Source organism: Tepidibacter sp. (assembly GCF_025210165.1).
GTDB lineage: Bacteria > Bacillota > Clostridia > Peptostreptococcales > Peptostreptococcaceae > Tepidibacter_A.
Genome location: NZ_JAOASI010000031.1, coordinates 33870 through 49171 on the forward strand (window position 1 = coordinate 33870; position 15302 = coordinate 49171).

Annotated in this window: 13 protein-coding genes; 11 read left to right on the forward strand and 2 right to left on the reverse strand. The window is 29.9% G+C overall.

Annotation, left to right across the window (positions count from 1 at the left end):
• Window positions 1-19 precede the first annotated feature (19 nt).
• Together ilvD and ilvB are read left to right on the forward strand one after the other, a co-directional pair.
• Window positions 20-1669: a dihydroxy-acid dehydratase gene (gene ilvD / locus N4A48_RS05000; RefSeq protein WP_293664723.1), complete on the forward strand. Its 1650-nt coding sequence runs from the start codon at window positions 20-22 to the stop codon at window positions 1667-1669.
• Between the two features lie 24 nt (window positions 1670-1693).
• Window positions 1694-3349 (forward strand): biosynthetic-type acetolactate synthase large subunit, encoded by a 1656-nt coding sequence (gene ilvB / locus N4A48_RS05005; protein ID WP_293664724.1) that lies wholly within the window; start codon window positions 1694-1696, stop codon window positions 3347-3349.
• Window positions 3350-3397: 48 nt separating this feature from the next.
• Here the strand turns inward: ilvB and N4A48_RS05010 are convergent, their stop codons facing one another.
• Window positions 3398-4801 carry a YfcC family protein gene (locus N4A48_RS05010; protein ID WP_293664726.1) on the reverse strand — a complete coding sequence of 468 codons (1404 nt, stop codon included), beginning with the start codon at window positions 4799-4801 and terminating at the stop codon, window positions 3398-3400.
• 520 nt (window positions 4802-5321) lie between these two features.
• Between N4A48_RS05010 and arcA the strand changes: the two genes are divergently transcribed.
• From arcA to N4A48_RS05040, 6 genes are all read left to right on the forward strand, one after another.
• The gene (arcA, locus tag N4A48_RS05015; RefSeq protein ID WP_293664727.1) at window positions 5322-6560 is read left to right on the forward strand and encodes an arginine deiminase; all 1239 of its coding nucleotides are present in this window, start codon (window positions 5322-5324) and stop codon (window positions 6558-6560) included.
• Window positions 6561-6609: 49 nt separating this feature from the next.
• A complete protein-coding gene (gene argF / locus N4A48_RS05020; protein ID WP_293664728.1) occupies window positions 6610-7602 on the forward strand; it encodes an ornithine carbamoyltransferase in 993 nt (330 codons plus the stop codon).
• 64 nt (window positions 7603-7666) lie between these two features.
• Window positions 7667-8602, forward strand: a complete 936-nt coding sequence (gene arcC, locus N4A48_RS05025; protein ID WP_293664729.1) for a carbamate kinase — start codon at window positions 7667-7669, stop codon at window positions 8600-8602.
• 278 nt (window positions 8603-8880) lie between these two features.
• Entirely contained in the window at window positions 8881-9681 is an 801-nt protein-coding gene (locus tag N4A48_RS05030; protein WP_293664730.1) for a TrmB family transcriptional regulator, read from the forward strand.
• A gap of 74 nt (window positions 9682-9755) precedes the next feature.
• Complete coding sequence (locus N4A48_RS05035; protein WP_293664731.1) at window positions 9756-10871, forward strand: ABC transporter ATP-binding protein; 1116 nt, start codon at window positions 9756-9758, stop codon at window positions 10869-10871.
• A gap of 138 nt (window positions 10872-11009) precedes the next feature.
• The gene (locus N4A48_RS05040; protein WP_293664732.1) at window positions 11010-11564 is read left to right on the forward strand and encodes a hypothetical protein; all 555 of its coding nucleotides are present in this window, start codon (window positions 11010-11012) and stop codon (window positions 11562-11564) included.
• 67 nt (window positions 11565-11631) lie between these two features.
• On the opposite strand, the gene add is transcribed toward N4A48_RS05040, so the two are convergent.
• Window positions 11632-12627, reverse strand: a complete 996-nt coding sequence (add, locus tag N4A48_RS05045; RefSeq protein WP_293664733.1) for an adenosine deaminase — start codon at window positions 12625-12627, stop codon at window positions 11632-11634.
• A 176-nt stretch (window positions 12628-12803) separates the two neighbouring features.
• On the opposite strand from add, the gene N4A48_RS05050 reads away from it, so the two are divergent.
• From N4A48_RS05050 to N4A48_RS05060, 3 genes are all read left to right on the forward strand, one after another.
• Window positions 12804-13556: a PLD nuclease N-terminal domain-containing protein gene (locus N4A48_RS05050; protein WP_293664734.1), complete on the forward strand. Its 753-nt coding sequence runs from the start codon at window positions 12804-12806 to the stop codon at window positions 13554-13556.
• 114 nt (window positions 13557-13670) lie between these two features.
• Complete coding sequence (locus N4A48_RS05055) at window positions 13671-14207, forward strand: sigma-70 family RNA polymerase sigma factor (protein ID WP_293664736.1); 537 nt, start codon at window positions 13671-13673, stop codon at window positions 14205-14207.
• On the forward strand, window positions 14197-15300 hold the full coding sequence (locus N4A48_RS05060; protein WP_293664737.1) for an anti-sigma factor family protein: 1104 nt from the start codon (window positions 14197-14199) through the stop codon (window positions 15298-15300). The genes N4A48_RS05055 and N4A48_RS05060 overlap by 11 nt, the downstream gene beginning before the upstream one ends.
• Window positions 15301-15302: the final 2 nt, after the last annotated feature.

The following is a 15302-nucleotide window of genomic DNA, read 5'->3' on the forward strand; positions in this document are numbered from 1 at the left end:
CTAGATAGGAGGGGAATATATGAATAGCGATAAAGTAAAAAGAGGGATAACTAAAGCACCACATAGATCACTACTTAAAGCAGCAGGGTTTACAGATGAAGAAATAGATAAGCCTCTTATTGGAGTTGTAAATTCGTTTAATGAAATAGTACCTGGACATGTTGAACTTAGACAGATATCAGAAGCTGTAAAAAGAGGAGTTTTAATAGAGGGGGGAACTCCTCTTGAGTTTCCATCAATAGCAGTATGTGATGGTATTGCTATGAATCATGAAGGAATGAAGTATTCCCTTGTTAGTAGAGAAATAATAGCAGATAGCATAGAGATAATGGCAAAGGCACATGGGCTGGATGCATTAGTTTTAATACCTAGCTGTGATAAGGTGGTTCCAGGGATGTTAATGGCTGCTGCAAGAATTAATATACCTAGTATTATTGTAAGTGGAGGTCCTATGCTTGCGGGGAGATTTAATAATAAAAAAATAGATTTAACGACTGTATTCGAAGGTGTTGGTAAGGTATGCTCAAAAAAAATGAGAGAAGATGAATTGAAGTGCCTAGAGGAAAGTGCATGTCCAACCTGTGGATCTTGTTCTGGAATGTTTACTGCAAATTCTATGAACTGTATGACAGAAGCTTTGGGTATGGCACTTAATGGAAATGCTACAATACCAGCAGTATATTCTAGTAGAAAAAGACTTGCTAAAAAGACTGGTATGCAGATAATGCATTTATTAAGAGACAATATACTTCCAAGAGATATACTTACAAAAAAATCATTTGAAAATGCATTAACTGTGGATATGGCACTTGGATGTTCGACTAATACAGTTCTTCATTTAACTGCAATAGCAAATGAAGCTGGAGTAGATATTAATTTAGATAATATAAATTACATAAGCTCTAAAACTCCTAATCTTTGCAAACTAAGTCCTGCTGGAAATTATCATATAGAAGATCTTGATAATGCAGGTGGAGTTTTAGCCGTGATGAATGAATTATCAAAGAAAGGTTTAATTAATTTAGATGTACCTACAGTAAGTTTAAAAAATCTAAAAAATAGATTAAAAGATAAAAAGGATAGTGAAGTTATAAGAGATATAGATAATCCTTTTAGTGAAGATGGTGGAATAAAGGTATTGTTTGGTAATTTAGCTCCTGAAGGTGCAGTTGTTAAAAAGTCTGCTGTTAAAGACAATATGATGAAAACAGTATCTACTGCAAAAGTATTTGATAGTGAAGAAGAGGCTGTTGAAAGTATTCTAGGGGGAAAAATAGAAAAGGGAGATGTAGTAGTAATACGATATGAAGGCCCAAAAGGAGGTCCTGGAATGAGAGAAATGCTAACACCTACATCATCATTAGTTGGAATGGGACTTGATGAGAGTGTATCACTTATAACGGATGGTAGATTCTCTGGAGGAACTAAAGGAGCGGCAATAGGCCATGTTTGTCCTGAAGCTATAGATGGAGGAATTATAGGTTTAGTTAAAGATAATGATTTGATAAGTATTGATATAGATAAAGGAATTATAGAGCTTAAAGTAGATAATGAAGAATTAAATAGAAGAAGAGAAAACTTGAACATAAAGACTAGAAATTATAATGGTTATTTTCAGAAGTATTCAAAGATAGTCCAAAGTGCTTCAAAAGGGGCTGTATGTATTTAAATAATTAATAAAAGGAGATAAATTATGAACGGAGCTAGATTATTGCTTGATTGTCTAAAAAAACAGGGTGTAGATACACTATTCGGATATCCGGGAGGAGCTGTTATTCCATTTTACGATGAATTATATGAATATGGATATTTTAATCATACAAGAACTGCTCATGAACAAGGGGCAATACATGCAGCTGATGGATATGCAAGAAGTAGCAAAAAGGTAGGAGTATGTATTGCAACATCAGGCCCTGGAGCTACTAATACTGTAACTGGAATTGCAACAGCTTTTATGGACTCAGTTCCACTTGTTGTAATAACAGGTCAAGTTCCAACAACATTATTAGGCAAAGATTCTTTTCAAGAGATAGATATAACAGGAGTTACTATGTCTATAACCAAGCACAACTATTTAGTTAGAAATGTAGATGATATATCTAAAATAGTTGAAGAAGCATTTAAGGTTGCTACTACAGGAAGACCAGGACCTGTACTTATAGATATACCAAAGGATATATTTTTAGCAGAATATAGAGAAGAGTTATCTGATATTTTAGATGATTATAAAACTGAAGAACACGAAGACGATATAGATTTAACAGAAGTAGTAAAGATAATAAATGAGTCTAAAAAACCTATTATATATGCAGGCGGAGGGATTAAAATAGCAAATGCTAGCAAAGAGTTAAATTCTTTTGCAAATAAGTTAGATTCTCCTGTTGTAAATACTTTGATGGGGCTTGGAAGTATAGATAGAGAATGTGAATTATCTCTTGGACTTGTAGGAATGCATGGATTTAGAGAAAATAATTTAGCTGTAACAAATAGCGATTTAATAATAGCGGTAGGGGCGAGATTTAGTGACAGAGTTATAGGGAATTCTAAAGGATTTGCACCTAAAGCTAATATAATACATATAGATGTAGATATTACTGAGATGAATAAAAACAAAAAATCTCAGTATCATCTTGTAGGAGATGTAAAGAAAATACTACAAAACCTTACTAAAGATATATCTGCTAAGGATAATACACATTGGAAAAATGATATTGAAAACTACAAATCAAAATATAGAATTGATAAAGAACTATTTCATCCTAGAAACATATTTGAATTATTAAATAAAAAATTAGACAAAGATGTATTAGTAGCAACAGATGTAGGTCAACATCAATTATGGACTGCACAGTATTTTAAATTTAAAAATGATAGACAATTTATAACATCTGGTGGTCTTGGAACTATGGGATTTGGCCTTGGAGCAAGTATTGGCGCACAAGTTGCCAATAAAGACAAACAAGTTATGTTAGTTACTGGCGATGGAAGTTTTAATATGAATTGTAATGAATTGTTAACTATAGCAAAATATAGGCTCCCAGTTATAATAGTTCTTTTAAATAATAGAACACTTGGAATGGTAAGGCAATGGCAAGATTTATTCTGTGATAAAAGATATGCCCAAACAGATAATGATTTTGATATTAATTATAGATTGCTATCTAATGTATACGGAATTAAGGGATATAGTGTGGATTCTATTGATAAGCTAGATAAAGTTTTAAGTGATTGTGAGATAGGAAAAGAGCCTGTGTTGATAGAGTGCAATATAGATAAAGATTTTGGAGTTTATCCAATAGTTCCACCTAGTAAAAACATAGATGAGTTTATAGAATGTATAAGAGTCTAATTTTAAAAGGACTTTTCAATATGAAAAGTCCTTTTAAAATTTATTTAATTAAATCATAGCACCTAAGCCTAAAGCAATCATAACAACTACCATTAAAATTGCTACTAGCTTCCAAGCAAATTTTAACCATTTATCATAAGAGACTCTAGCAATAGCAAGTCCTCCCATAACAACTGCACTTGTAGGAGTTAGTAAGTTTACTATACCAGATGCAGATTGGTAAGCAGTAATTACAATATCTCTTGAAATACCAGCAAAATCTCCAAGAGGAGCCATTATTGGCATTGAAAGAGTTGCAAGTCCAGACGTTGAAGGAATTAAGAATGACATTGGTATATAGAATAAATAAGTAAGTATAGTAAATGCTACTGAACTTAATCCTGAAAGAGTGTGCTCTCCAAGGCTTAAAACTGTATCAGTCATATTACCAGCATTCATTACAACAGTTATACCACGAGATAAACCTATTATTAATGCAACACCTAATAAATCACGTGCACCCTCAACAAAAGATCCAACTAATTCCTCTTCCTTCATTCCACCAACTAAGCCTATTATAATAGATGAAACCATGAATAGTGCAGCAAGTTCTCCAAACCACCAACCTAAACTCGGAAGAGAAACACCTATATCTTCAAATGGAATAACACTATAAATCATGAATATAAAAGTTGCTGAGAATAAAGCAAGTATACCTTTTCTTTTTCCAGTTAATTCAGGGAAGTCATTTTCATCTTCTTGAGCAAGGAAATGTTTTTTATTATCTTCAAATTGATCATATACGATTGACTTTGAAGGGTCTTTCTTTACTTTTTTAGCATATTTCATTACATATATAATAGCTACGGCTTCACAAGCTACTAATATTAAAAATCTAAGTCCTATACCTTGTCCTAAAGAAACATTTGCAAAACCTGATGCTATACCAGTAGCAAAAGGATTTACAGTAGATCCTAAAACTCCAACACCTGCTCCTAACATTATAACAGCTACTGCAGTTATTGAATCATATCCTGCTGCAATAAATACAGGTATTATTAAAGGATAAAATGCAATTGTTTCTTCTGCCATACCATAACTTGTTCCACCAAGACCAAATAAAATCATTAGGATTGGAATCATAAATCTTTCTCTACCTTTTAGATTATGTACAACCCTAGCTATTCCAGCATCAATAGCTCCAGTTTTCATAACAACTCCTAAAAATCCACCTATTATTATAACGAATAAGGCAACGTCTATAGCACCTTGGAATCCATTTATTGGAGACATTATAACTTCTGGAATTCCTTGAGGTGTTGGGTCAACAGTATGATATGTTCCTGGAATTGGAGTTTCTTCAGCAGTATATTCATAATTACCCGCAGGTATAATATGAGTTAAAACTGCTACTACTATTATTATTGCAAATAGGATAGTGAATGCACTTGGCATTTTAAACTTCTTTTTCATTTGAAAGACCTCCTTATAATATTTATTTAGTTTGTTAAACTATAAACCGTTTTGTGGATAACTGATTGAAAAAGCTAAACTTGAAACTATTTTTGAGCAACGGAGCCTGTGAGGATCGTTGGCGACATGAGTCACCGGGTTAGTGAGTAGACGAATTTTTTTATCTATATTTATAAATATCACCCCTTTTTTCATCTAATTATGTTAAAAAAATATCTAAATCCATTTTTACATAAATTTGAATTAAATCAATTAGATGTTAGTTTGAGCTAAAATATTATCAATTTAAGTTAAATTATAATTAAAAACACTAGATATGTCTACAATATGTATGCAAAAAATATAAAAAAATATAAAAAAAGAAAAAAGTTAGAAAAATGTTTGACAATATTAAGTCGAAGAGCTATACTGAGGGTGTGGTCAATAACTACCTGAGTAGTTAAAAACGAAAAGTTATTAAAATTGATTTTAGGAAGCACATTACTTTAGAGTAGTCAAAAAATCGATAGGGGTGAGATATATGAATAATGAAAACGTTTTACAAACATATTCAGAAATTGGAAGACTTAAAAAAGTTCTTTTACACAGACCAGGAAAGGAAATAGAAAATTTAACTCCTGATTTAATGGATAGATTATTATTTGATGATATTCCTTATTTAGAAATTGCAAGACAAGAACATGATGAATTTGCAAATATACTTAGAAATAATGGAGTAGAAGTAGTTTATTTAGAAGATTTAGCTGCTGAGTCTATTACTAATGAAGATATAAAGAACCAATTTATAGATGAATTTATTGCAGAAGCTTCTATAAAAAGTAAACATAAAAGAGGGGCAGTAAAAGAATACCTTTTAAGTTTTTCTAGTAATAGAGAAATGGTAGATAAGATGATGGAAGGTATTAAAAAAGAAGAAATAAAAAATTATAAGAAAACTTCACTAGCTGATATGATTGAATCAGATTATCCATTTATAGCAGATCCAATGCCAAACCTTTATTTTACAAGAGATCCATTTGCAACAATAGGTGGTGGAGTATCATTAAATCATATGAGAACAGTAACAAGAAATAGAGAAACTTTATTTGCTAAATACATATTTAAATATCACCCTGAATATAAAGATGCAAATATACCTTTATGGTATGACAGAACAGAAGATACTGCAATAGAAGGTGGAGATGAACTTATACTTAGTGATAAGGTAATTGCAGTTGGAGTATCTGAAAGAACAGATGGAGCATCTGTTGAAAAATTAGCTAGAAGAATATTTGAAAAAGATGAAAAATTTGAGGTAGTTCTTGCGTTTGATATACCAAAGAAAAGAGCTTTTATGCATCTTGACACAGTATTTACAATGGTTGATTATGATAAATTTACTATACATCCAGAAATAGAAGGACCATTAACTGTTTATTCTATAAGAAAAGGTTCAACTCCAGAAGATATAATAATAGAAAAAGAAACTATGGAGCTTAAAAATATACTTGAAAAGTACTTAGAACTTGATAACGTTACATTAATTAGATGTGGTGGAGGAAATATGATAGATGCAGGAAGAGAGCAGTGGAATGATGGATCTAATACACTTGCAATTGCTCCTGGAGAAGTTGTAGTTTACTCTAGAAACCATGTTACAAATAAATTGCTTCAAGCAAATGGTGTAAAACTACATATTATGCCATCTTCAGAATTATCTCGTGGTCGTGGAGGCCCAAGATGTATGTCAATGCCACTTGTTAGAGAAAGCTTAAAATAAAAAATAAATGTAAACTATAAATTAATAAATTCAAAAGGAGGAATTTACAATGCCAGTAAATTTAAGAGGAAGACACTTCATAACATTAAAGGATTTTACACCAGAAGAAATAAGATATATGCTAGATTTATCTAGAGATTTAAAAAACAAAAAAAGAGCAGGAATAAAGGGTAATTTATTAGAAGGAAAAAATGTAGTATTATTATTCGAAAAAAATTCAACAAGAACTAGATGTGCATTTGAAGTTGCTGCTTTTGACGAAGGGGCAAATGTAACTTTCCTTACAAATTCTCAAATGGGCAAAAAAGAATCAATAGAAGATACTGCAAAAGTTCTTGGAAGATTCTATGATGGTATAGAATTCAGAGGATTTAAGCAAGAAACAGTTGAAGAATTAGCTAAGCATAGTGGAGTTTCAGTATGGAATGGTTTAACTGATTTATACCATCCAACTCAAATACTTGCTGACTTTTTAACAGTAACAGAGCATGTAAATAAGCCACTTAATAAGGTTAAATTTGTTTATGCTGGAGATGCAAGAAATAATATGGGTAACTCATTAATGATAGGTGCTGCTAAAATGGGAATGGATTTTGTTGCTCTTGCACCAAAGTCATTATGGCCATCAGAAGAATTAGTAGCTGAAATGAAAGAAACTGCAAAAGAAACAGGAGCAACTATAACTTTAACTGAAAATGTTGATGATGTTAAAGGTGCAGATGTAATTTATACAGATGTTTGGGTTTCAATGGGAGAAGAAGATCAGTTTGAAGAAAGAATTAAATTATTAACTCCTTACCAAGTTAATATGGATATGATGAGAAAAACTGAAAATGATGATGCAATATTCTTACATTGTCTACCGGCATTCCATGATGAAATGACTGTTGTTGGAAAAGAAATATCTGAAAAATTCGGATTAAAGGAAATGGAAGTTACTGATGAGGTATTCAGATCTAAACATTCAAAAGTATTTGATGAAGCTGAGAATAGAATGCATACTATAAAAGCAGTAATGGTTTCAACTATAGGAAATCTTTAAAAATAACAGGGGTTAATCCCCTGTTATTAAATTATACAGTTAAATTGACCGAGGGAGGATTAGTATGAAAAATAAAATAGTAGTAGCACTAGGTGGAAATGCTCTTGGAAAAAATCCTAAAGAGCAATTAGAACTAGTTAAAAATACAGCAAAACCAATAGTAGATTTAATTGCAGATGGAAATGAAGTAATTATAGCTCATGGAAATGGACCACAAGTAGGAATGATAAATTTAGCTATGGAGATATCATCTAAATCAGAAGCTAATACTCCAGAAATGCCATTCCCAGAATGTGGAGCTATGAGTCAAGGATACATAGGATATCATCTTCAAAATGCTATAAGAGAAGAATTATTAAATAGAAACATGAATACACCAGTAGCAACGGTTGTGACTCAAGTTATAGTTGATAGAAATGATTCTGCTTTTGAAAATCCAACAAAGCCTATAGGAGCTTTCTATACAGAGGAAGAATCTAAAAAGCTTGAAATAGAAAAAGGATATAAAATGAAAGAAGATGCAGGAAGGGGATATAGAAGAGTTGTACCATCTCCTATGCCTATAGATGTAGCAGAGAAGGAAACAGTTAAAACTTTAGTTGATAATGGCCATATTGTAATTACTGTTGGTGGTGGGGGAATACCTGTTGTACAAGAAGGAAATTCTTTAGTTGGAGTACCATCAGTTATAGATAAGGATTTTGCAAGTGAAAAAATAGCTGAAATATTAGATGCAGATTATTTAATAATACTTACAGCTGTAGAAAAAGTTGCTATAAACTTTGGAAAAGAAAATGAAAAATGGCTTGAAAAGATAACTTTAGAGGAAGCTAATAAGTATATTGAAGAAGGTCATTTTGCTCCAGGATCTATGCTTCCAAAAGTTCAAGCTGCAATGAAATTTGCAGATTCTAAAGAAGGAAGAAAATCTTTAATTACTTCTTTGGAAAAAGCAGCAGAGGGAATAGAAGGAAAAACAGGAACATTAATAGTTAAATAATTTATAGGACAAACTCACTCTTAAGGCTAGACAAAAATTCTACAGTTTCTGGATTAAGTTCCACTTTATCTACAATTTGAACATGAAGAGAAATAGCTTTGCTATTTCTCTTTTATTTTAATATACTACGAATAATAATTAATTTTATCCGAAAGCTAAGAGTGTATCCTTTTTAAGTTTCACTTTATAGATCTTTCTTGAATTGTTAATAATATAGGATGTATAATAGTTTAGTATAAGTATGTAGAAATTTGTAGAATTGAGAAAGGGAGAAGGAAATGAAAGAAGAAAAGATAATAGAGAATATGATGAAAATAGGAATAAATAAGTATGAATCAAAAGCATATATAGCTTTACTTAAAAGACCAGGCATAACAGCTTATGAATTAAGCAAATTATCTACAGTTCCACAAGCTAAAATATATGAAACAATGAATAAACTTTTAGAAAAAGGTCTAGTCAATATAATAGGAGACAATCCTACTAAATATATAGCTGTGAATTTTGAAGAATATTTAGATAATTACAAAAAAAGCACAAATGAAACTGTTAAATTTTTAAAAGAAAATGTAAAAGAACTTGATTCTAACAGTAATATTTCTTATATGTGGCATTTTCAAGGAAGAGAAAATATAATAAATAAAATAAAAAAGGTCTTTTCAAATTCAAAAGAATTTATATACTTAGAATGCTGGAAGGATGAGTATAATTTTTTTGCAAATGATTTAAAAGAGCTTGAAGCAAGAGGAATAGAAATAATTGCGGTTTTATATGGAGAACCAAATGAGAGAGTAGGAGAAGTCTATTCTCATGAAATGGAATATATGGAAGAAGATACGATTAAATTAGGTAGATGGTTTACACTTGTTTCTGATGGTAATGAATCATTATTTTCAGTATTTAAAGGTAGCAAATCTCAAGCTATATGGACAGAGAATGAAGCTTTTATGCTTATGGCAGAATGTTTTATAGTTCACGATATATTTTTGGCTGAAATATATAAAAAATATAGAAAAGAATTAGACAAAGAATTTGGACCTAACTTGAAAAAAATAAGAGAGAAGGTTCATATTGGATAAAGAGGCATTGATGCTTCTTTTTTTATTGACAAATTATGATAAAATATATTCATAAACTTAAGGGAGATGGTTTTATGTCGAACGTAATATTGAATAATATATGTAAAGAATATGACAATGGATATAAGGCGGTTAAAAGCGTAAATATAGATATAAACGATAAGGAATTCGTTGTTCTAGTAGGCCCTTCTGGATGTGGTAAGTCTACTACTTTAAGAATGATAGCAGGACTTGAGGATATAACATCTGGAGAGATTAAGATTGAGGATAGAGTAGTTAATGAACTTTCTCCTAAGGATAGGGATATAGCTATGGTATTCCAAAACTATGCACTTTATCCTCATATGAGCGTTTACGACAATATGGCATTTGCATTAAAGCTTAGAAAGATACCTAAAGATCAAATAGATGAGAAGGTTAAAGAAGCTGCTAAGATACTTGGTTTAGAAAGTGTATTAAATAGAAAACCAAAGGCACTATCAGGGGGACAAAGACAAAGAGTGGCATTAGGTAGAGCTATAGTTAGAGAGCCAAAGGTATTTTTAATGGATGAGCCTTTATCTAACTTAGATGCAAAACTTAGAACTCAGATGAGAACAGAGATAAGTAAGCTTCATAAAAAACTTGGAACTACATTTATATATGTAACTCATGACCAAGTAGAGGCTATGACTATGGGAGATAGAATAGTTGTTATGAAGGATGGAATTGTACAGCAAATGGATACTCCACAAGAGCTTTATCAAAATCCTAAGAATATGTTTGTTGCAGGATTTATTGGAGCTCCTCAAATGAATTTAATAGAAGTTAGTATTGATGAAGAAAATGAAAATATAGTAGCTTCATTTAATGATGTGAAAATAAGAATTCCTATGGGGAACGGCGAAGTATTAAAGAAAAAAGGGTATATAGGTAAAAATGTATTCTTAGGGATACGACCAGAGGATATTCATATGGAAGATACATTTATAGAAGCTTCTAAAGAGACGGCTTTTAATGCAAAAGTTGAAATACAGGAGAATATGGGAGCAGAAATTTATGTATACTTAAATGTAGCTGGAGAAAGTGTAACAGCTAGATTAAATACTAGATATAAGATAGAGGATGATGCAGAAATAGTTTTAGCTATGGATGGGGATAAAATACATTTATTTGATATAGATACTGAAGAAAATATACTTTTATCCTAACATAAAACTATTCCGATAAGTATACAAATAAATTTGATTTATCTTGGAAAGTTTTGTTGTTCATAATTATATACTACTTAATGGTTATGAATTCAAAAGTATACATCGAAATATGAAATAAAGAGGAGGAATATCAAAGTGAAGAAAAAATATAGATTAATTCTTGTTAGTTTTATTTTAGCAATTAATCTATTTGGATGTGACTTGGATAAGACTCAGCAACCAAATAACAAAATATTGACATATGAAGAAGTAGATAACTTTGCAATGAAAAATAAAATTAAAAGACTTAATACTGAAAAAAAAGATAATGGTTATATAATAACTTATGAAAAAGAAACCAAGTATGGCATTATGAAGTTGTACCGTGATGAATCTTCTGATGAAATAAGATATATTGAAGAGAGTGTTGATAATAGTAATCATCCTGATGATATAGTATATATGCAAATTAGTGATAGTAAAGAAAACTATATTGCTCTATTTATTAATAATGAGGATTTAAGGAAAAGAGCAGAAGATATTACAGTTGAATTTGAAGATAAAGGATATACAAATGAACCATACATGATATCACAAACAACTAATAAACAAAAGGCAACAGTGATCTCATATGAAAATTATGGATCAAAAAGAGAAATTAAAAGTATAATTCTTCGCGATAAAAATAACAATGATATTTATACTCAATAGCATCAATCTTAATGTGAATTAAAAACGCTGATCATAAAAATATTTTGATGACCAGCGTTTTTATATATTAGTCTACATATTTTCTAAGTTCGTTCTTAACTTCATTAGATGTAAAAGATGCATTTACGCTATATAGATAAATTCTCTTGAAATCTTCTTCAGTTAAGCTTTTAACTTCACTTAATAGTTCAAATTCTCTATCTAAATCTATATCAGATACAGTCATATTGTCTGTATTTACACTAATTCTTATATCATCATCTAAAAAGTCTTTTATAGGATGTTCTTTGTATGCATTAACTGCCTTTGTTTGAACATTACTAGTCGGGCACATCTCAAGGGTTACTCCCATATCTTTTAGCATTTGATATGACTTAGCACAGTCTTTGGCGAATACTCCATGACCAATTCTCTGCGCATGAAGCATCTCAATTGATTTAAATACATTCTCACCAATTCCAGTTTCTCCTGCATGAATCGTGATATTATATCCATAACTTTTAGCAAGATCAAAGGCCACTTTAAATTTTTCGGGTGGGTATAAGCTTTCACTACCTGCAAGGTCAACTGCAACAACACCTTTTCCTAAAAACTTTTTACCTTCCTCTATTGTGAATATAGCATCATCAGCACTCATATGCCTTATACAACATAATATTACATTTGCTCTTACATCAAATTTACTCTCAGCTTCTTTAATCCCATCTAAAACACTCTGAATTATCTCATCAAACTTAAGCCCTTTAGCCATATGGAATAAAGGAGCAAATCTTATCTCTATATACTTTACATTGTATTTTGAAACATCTTCAATAAGCTCATATGTAATTCTTTTAATATTTTCCTTCGTCTGCATAACTTTATTAGCAACATCAAATTTAGCTAAGTATTCATCTAAAGAGTGACATTCTTTAGGAGCAGTTATATATTTTTTTAGTTCATCTATATCGTTAGTTGGAATATCTATACTATCCTTATTAGCAATATCTAATATCGTACTAGGTCTAACACTTCCATCAAGATGACAATGTAATTCTATCTTAGGTATTTTATTTAAATCCATTAAAATCACCCCTTAATGTGTATTATAGGATATTGTACCATAGGAATCGGTTTCATACTATATTTTTTTGAAATAAAATCAAAAAAAATATAGTGTGAAAATAATTACATAAATAACCATAAATATACAAATGGTGTATAATAGTTATTATAATATAAAGAAAGAGAGGTATTTAAATGGAAATGGTAGAAATGTACGAGAATAATAATATAAATAATTTTATTTTAGATATTATGAATAGTATGTCCTTATTAGCTGGAGTAAGCATTGTAATTAGTATATGCAAGGTTCTATTTTTTATATTTACAGTTGTTTATGTATATAAAGATAGCAAGAATAAAGCACTAGATACTATCTTATGGACAATAACTACTATATTTGTCCCATATCACCTAGGATTTCTTACATATCTTATAATTAGCTATAAAAATAATTTTTACAATGAAGTACAATGTAATTCACATAATAAAGATATTCCTAAAAGAATAAGAATTGATAAAAGAATTATAAAAAAAATATTAATTATATTTATTTTAATTACATCTTTGCTTGGAGGGTCATTATTAACCGTTAAGGTTATACATAATGGAATAGATAGGTATAAAAAAGCTGTTAATGGGGAAGTAATTAAGACTGATAATTCATTTGAAAGTAGTTATTTAAAATTCAACTCAAGTGAGGAAGCAGAAATAAGATATCATGAAGATGGAAATCTTAAGATAAATTATAAATCTAAGGTTAAAAAAGGTACTTTGAAGCTGGGGGTTTATAAATACAATGGAGAAGTAGTTACAACTTTTCATACAAATAAAAAATCGAGTATAAGTATACCTATTAAGAAGAATACTATATATAGACTTATTGCTACTGGAGAAAACACAAAGGGCTATTATGAAGTTGACTGGGAATTTGAACCTGAAGAAGATTGATATATTGTATGCTATAGCTTTCATGAAAGCTATGGCATTTATTGTATTAAAAAATTTTTAATACAAGTGTCATTTTTTTTAATATAGTGGTGTTTATATATATGAAAGCAGGAGGTGATTAAGATTTTTGGGATCCTAAGAAAAAAACAATTAAAAGAAGAAGAATTTCAATTAAACTACGAAAAATATTATCCCGTAGTATATAAACAATTATATTATTTATTAGGAAGTAATGAATTAGCAGAGGATATAACTCAAGAAGTATTTATAAGGTATTATAATGCAAAAGAGGAGATAGAGTTTGTAGGAGCCTGGCTATCTAAAGTCGCTACTAATTTGGCATTTAATCACATAAGAGGTGAAAAAAGAAGAGTAAAAAGAGAAGAAAATATGTTAGAGGATACAAATAATATATTCGCTATAGAAGATGAAATATTTAGAAATGAGCAGATAGAAGCAGTTAGAAATATTTTATCTAGTCTTTCAAATGAACAAAGTACATGTCTTATTTTAAAGTTTTCAGGATACTCTTATGAAGAAATACACAATGCAACCAATATTCCTAAAAATAATATAGGACAGATTATAGCGCGAGGAAAGAAAAAGTTTTTAAAACTATATAAAGGAGAAGGTGATTTTAATGTGTTATGAAGAAAAGATACTTCAACAAATAATAGATAATACGTATGAAGGTGATTTAGATGAGGTATTAAAACATATAAATTCTTGTTCAATTTGTAAAGAAAGATACAATGCATTAAGTCATCAAGACGAATTAATAAAAAACTTACTAAACAAGGATTTAGAAATACCATCAAGACCTATTATAAATATAGAAAAAAGGAGAAAAATAAATATGAATAAAAATATGAAAAAATGGACGGCAGTAGCTGCTGGATTAGTTGTTTGTGCAGGATTAGTATTTGCAGAACCTGTTAGAGTAATGGCAGAGGATTTCTTAAAGATTTTTAGAGTTCAAGAAGTAAAAACTGTTGCTATTAGTCTGAAAGATATAAGAGAAATTGAAGCACTATTTGAAAAAGGTAAGGGTGAGCTTAAAATTGGGGAAATAGGAAATATAAGTGTAACTTCACAAGAAGAAGTACTACCAGGCTTAGATAACCCAACAGAAGATACAATAAAAAAAGAATTAAAAATAGACAATATAATCAAATTACCTAAGAATTTTAAATATGAATATGTAAATAAAATTCCAGCATCTAATTTAAATATGAAATTAGATGTAGATAAAGCGAATGATTTATTAGCTTATTTGGGAGAAGATATTAAACTTCCAAAAACTTTAGATAATAAGAACTTTGCTATTAGCTTTGAAGATTCTATGTCATATACAATGAATAAACAAGAACAAAATAATAAAAATAGAATGGAAACTTATATACAAGTTGTACAAATGAAAAAACCAGAGATTAAAATGCCAAAGGATGTAGATGAAAAAGATTTAATAAATACGTTAATTACTATGAAAATATTACCAGAAAATTTAAAGAGACAATTTGCAGCTATAGATAAGCTAGAATCTACACTTGTAATACCATATAATCCAGAATCTCAAATAAAGAAAGATATATCTATTAATGGACAAACTGCTGTATTAATAAAAAATAATGAAGAATCGGATTATCATATAAGTATATTTTTTAACTATGAAGGAAATACGTATATAATAAACAGTGATTATGAAGAAAAAGAGGTAATACAAGCTATTGAGGAGATGTTTTAATT

What these genes read in the sequence shown, in the direction of transcription:
- argF (WP_293664728.1), top strand. Translation starts at nt 6,610, where the DNA reads ATGCCAGTAAATTTAAGAGGAAGACACTTCATAACATTAAAGGATTTT.
- N4A48_RS05050 (WP_293664734.1), top strand. Translation starts at nt 12,804, where the DNA reads ATGGAAATGGTAGAAATGTACGAGAATAATAATATAAATAATTTTATT.
- N4A48_RS05030 (WP_293664730.1), top strand. Translation starts at nt 8,881, where the DNA reads ATGAAAGAAGAAAAGATAATAGAGAATATGATGAAAATAGGAATAAAT.
- arcA (WP_293664727.1), top strand. Translation starts at nt 5,322, where the DNA reads ATGAATAATGAAAACGTTTTACAAACATATTCAGAAATTGGAAGACTT.
- N4A48_RS05010 (WP_293664726.1), bottom strand. Translation starts at nt 4,801, where the DNA reads ATGAAAAAGAAGTTTAAAATGCCAAGTGCATTCACTATCCTATTTGCA.
- N4A48_RS05035 (WP_293664731.1), top strand. Translation starts at nt 9,756, where the DNA reads ATGTCGAACGTAATATTGAATAATATATGTAAAGAATATGACAATGGA.
- arcC (WP_293664729.1), top strand. Translation starts at nt 7,667, where the DNA reads ATGAAAAATAAAATAGTAGTAGCACTAGGTGGAAATGCTCTTGGAAAA.
- ilvD (WP_293664723.1), top strand. Translation starts at nt 20, where the DNA reads ATGAATAGCGATAAAGTAAAAAGAGGGATAACTAAAGCACCACATAGA.
- ilvB (WP_293664724.1), top strand. Translation starts at nt 1,694, where the DNA reads ATGAACGGAGCTAGATTATTGCTTGATTGTCTAAAAAAACAGGGTGTA.
- add (WP_293664733.1), bottom strand. Translation starts at nt 12,627, where the DNA reads ATGGATTTAAATAAAATACCTAAGATAGAATTACATTGTCATCTTGAT.
- N4A48_RS05060 (WP_293664737.1), top strand. Translation starts at nt 14,197, where the DNA reads ATGTGTTATGAAGAAAAGATACTTCAACAAATAATAGATAATACGTAT.